4 protein-coding genes are annotated in these 3,527 nt (G+C 68.9%); all 4 read left to right on the forward strand.

Annotated elements, in window-relative coordinates:
* The first annotated feature begins 316 nt into the window (after positions 1 to 316).
* On the forward strand, positions 317 to 2,170 hold the full coding sequence (dnaK, locus tag G6018_RS10365; RefSeq protein WP_182610460.1) for a molecular chaperone DnaK: 1,854 nt from the start codon (positions 317 to 319) through the stop codon (positions 2,168 to 2,170).
* Positions 2,167 to 2,364 carry a hypothetical protein gene (locus G6018_RS10370; RefSeq protein ID WP_182610459.1) on the forward strand — a complete coding sequence of 66 codons (198 nt, stop codon included), beginning with the start codon at positions 2,167 to 2,169 and terminating at the stop codon, positions 2,362 to 2,364. The genes dnaK and G6018_RS10370 overlap by 4 nt, the downstream gene beginning before the upstream one ends.
* Complete coding sequence (grpE, locus tag G6018_RS10375; RefSeq protein ID WP_179523531.1) at positions 2,361 to 2,978, forward strand: nucleotide exchange factor GrpE; 618 nt, start codon at positions 2,361 to 2,363, stop codon at positions 2,976 to 2,978. The genes G6018_RS10370 and grpE overlap by 4 nt, the downstream gene beginning before the upstream one ends.
* A 117-nt stretch (positions 2,979 to 3,095) precedes the next feature.
* A partial coding sequence (locus G6018_RS10380) for a DnaJ domain-containing protein (protein WP_187700391.1) occupies positions 3,096 to 3,527 on the forward strand: 432 nt, incomplete at its 3' end.

A 3,527-nucleotide genomic window follows, 5' to 3' on the forward strand; every position in this document is an offset into this window, starting at 1 on the left:
CGTGCGGGCGTGCGGGCGTGCGGGCGCGCGGGCGGGCGTGCGGGTGCGCGGGCGCGTGGATGGGCGCCAGGGCGAATTGAGTCAGGTGGACGCAGGTTTCCGCGTGATCTGGATCACCCCGGGAATGGATCGGGCCGGTCCCCAGTTGTACAGGGCGTCAAACCTCAGCGATCCGGACTCAACTTGGGTTGACGGCGCCACCGCCGAGAGGCAGGGTGGAGTCACTGATCCGAGCCTTGAGCCGGGTCTGCTGAACAACAGAGTTTCGGACCACCCCCCGTCCGCGCGGTAACGGCGCGGAGAGAAGGAGAACATCATGGGACGTGCAGTCGGTATCGACCTCGGCACCACCAATTCCTGCGTCGCCGTCCTCGAGGGCGGCGAGGCCAACGTGATCGCCAACGCCGAGGGGTCGCGCACGACCCCGTCGGTGGTCGCGTTCGCCAAGAACGGCGAGGTCCTCGTGGGCCAGCCGGCCAAGAACCAGGCGGTCACCAACGTCGACCGCACCATCCGCTCGGTCAAGCGCCACATCGGCACGGACTGGAAGTCGGACTCGATCGACGGCAAGAACTACACCCCGCAGGAGATCAGCGCGCGCACGCTCCAGAAGCTCAAGCGCGACGCCGAGTCCTACCTCGGTGAGGAGGTGACGGACGCCGTCATCACCGTCCCCGCCTACTTCAACGACGCCCAGCGTCAGGCCACCAAGGACGCCGGCCAGATCGCCGGCATGAACGTCCTGCGCATCGTCAACGAGCCCACCGCGGCCGCATTGGCGTACGGGCTGGACAAGGGCGACAAGGAGCAGACCATCCTGGTCTTCGACCTCGGTGGCGGTACCTTCGACGTCTCCCTGCTCGACATCGGCGACGGCGTCGTCGAGGTCCGGGCGACCTCCGGTGACAACCACCTCGGTGGTGACGACTGGGACCAGCGGATCGTCGACTGGCTCGTGGACAAGTTCAAGGCGCAGAACGGCATCGACCTCACCAAGGACAAGATGGCGCTGCAGCGTCTGCGTGAGGCCGCCGAGAAGGCGAAGATCGAGCTGTCGAGCGGTCAGTCCACCTCGATCAACCTGCCGTACATCACGGTCGACGCGGACAAGAACCCGCTCTTCCTCGACGAGACGCTGTCGCGCTCGGAGTTCCAGAAGATCACGCAGGACCTGCTCGACCGGTGCCGCAAGCCGTTCCAGGCCGTCATCAAGGACGCCGGGATCGCCGTGTCTACCATCGACCACGTGGTGCTCGTCGGTGGCTCGACCCGCATGCCGGCCGTGTCCGACCTGGTCAAGGAGCTGACCGGCGGCAAGGAGCCCAACAAGGGCGTCAACCCGGACGAGGTCGTCGCCGTGGGCGCCGCGCTGCAGGCCGGCGTGCTCCGCGGCGAGGTCAAGGACGTGCTCCTGCTCGACGTGACCCCGCTGTCGCTGGGCATCGAGACCAAGGGCGGCGTGATGACCAAGCTCATCGAGCGCAACACGACCATCCCCACCAAGCGGTCGGAGACCTTCACCACGGCCGACGACAACCAGCCGTCGGTGCAGATCCAGGTGTTCCAGGGTGAGCGCGAGATGGCGGCGCAGAACAAGCTGCTCGGCTCGTTCGAGCTCGCCGGTATCGCCCCCGCGCCGCGTGGCGTGCCGCAGATCGAGGTCACCTTTGACATCGACGCCAACGGCATCGTCCACGTGACCGCCAAGGACAAGGGCACCGGCAAGGAGAACACGATCATCATCCAGGACGGCTCCGGCCTGTCCAAGGAGGAGATCGACCAGATGATCAAGGACGCCGAGGAGCACGCCGCCGAGGACCACAAGCGTCGCGAGGAGGCGGACGCCCGCAACCAGGCCGAGTCCACGATCTACCAGACGGAGAAGTTCGTCTCGGAGAACGAGGACAAGATCCCGGCCGACAAGAAGGAGTCGCTCCAGGCCGCGATCGCCGACGCCAAGACCGCCCTCGAGGGCTCGGACGTCGACGCCATCAAGTCCGCGGTCGAGAAGGTCAACACCGAGGCGCAGGCCGTCGGCCAGGCCATCTACGAGGCCTCCGCGGCCGAGGGTGCCGAGGCCGGCGACCCCACCTCCGCGGGGTCGGTTGACGACGACGTGGTCGACGCCGAGGTCGTGGACGAGGACGAGCCGAAGGGGGACGACAAGTGACGGACGCGACCGGAATTCCTGATCCCGGCGACCCGGAGGCCACCGACGAGGAGGCGGTGGACGAGAAGTTCGTCCAGGACGCCCCCGTCGCCCCCGAGGCCGAGATCGTGGCCGAGGGCGCGGCCGGCGTCGACCCGGACGAGGTCGAGGCGGCCGCAGAGGACGACGAGACAGTCAGGGGTGAGTTCCAGTGACCACACCACACGCTGACGGTCCGGAGACGGACAAGGCCGCCTGGGCGGGCGGTGACGCGCAGGACGTGGCCGCCGCGCAGGCGGTGGATGACAAGACCGGCGCCGCTCCGTCGGAGGCGGTGGAGGGCGAGATCGTCGAGGACGACCCCGCCCCCACCACCGACGGCGCCGCCGGCGACCGGTCGTCCGACGACGACGCCACGTCGGCGCTGCAGGCGCAGCTCGACGAACGGACGGCGGACCTGCAGCGCGTGTCGGCGGAGTTCGCCAACTACCGCCGCCGCGTCGAGCGGGACCGACAGGCCATCATCGACACCGCCAAGGGCTCGGTCCTCACCGAGCTCCTGACGATCGTCGACGACCTGGAGCGGGCACGGGCGCACGGGGACCTGGAGGAGGGGCCGCTCAAGGCCTTCGCCGACCGGGTCCACGCGGTCCTGGCCTCCCAGGGGGTCGAGTCCTTCGGCGAGGAGGGGGACGCGTTCGACCCGTCCGTGCACGAGGCCGTGCAGGACGAGTCGGAGGGTTCCGAGCCCGTGCTGGGCACGATCCTGCGCAAGGGCTATCGCCACGGCGAGCGGACCCTGCGGTCGGCGATGGTCACCGTCCGCTGATCCGCTCGTCCTCCACCGCCGCCGGTGTGCGGTCACCCGCACACCGGCGGTCGAGGTGGAAAAGTGAGACTTCGGGTAAGTAGGAACTGATCAGGAACCGATAGGGAAAGGAGGCGTCTGGTGAGTCAGCGCGAATGGGTCGAGAAGGACTACTACGCCGAACTGGGCGTCTCCAAGTCCGCCACGGCGGACGAGATCCGCAAGGCGTACCGCAAGCTCGCGAGCGACAACCACCCGGACAAGAACCCGGGGAACAAGGCCGCCGAGGAGAAGTTCAAGCGGGTCGGCGAGGCCAACAGCGTCATCGGCGACCCCGCCAAGCGCAAGGAGTACGACGAGTTCCGGGCGCAGGTGTCCTCCGGCGGGTTCGGCGGCTTCGCGCCTCCCGGTGGGGGCCGATACACCACCACCGGCGGTGACTTCGACATCGGCGACCTCTTCGGAGGGGCCGCGGGTGCGGGCGGAGCCGGTGGGGCCGGGGGCTTCTCCGATCTCTTCGGCGGCCTGTTCAACCAGGGCGGCGGCCGCGGCGGCGGGGCCGGCGCGGGC

The sequence above is a fragment of the Dietzia sp. DQ11-44 genome, assembly GCF_014145205.1.
Classification (GTDB): Bacteria; Actinomycetota; Actinomycetes; order Mycobacteriales; family Mycobacteriaceae; genus Dietzia; species Dietzia natronolimnaea.

Coding starts and splice junctions, on each gene's coding strand:
- dnaK (WP_182610460.1), top strand. CDS start 317: ATGGGACGTGCAGTCGGTATCGACCTCGGCACCACCAATTCCTGCGTC.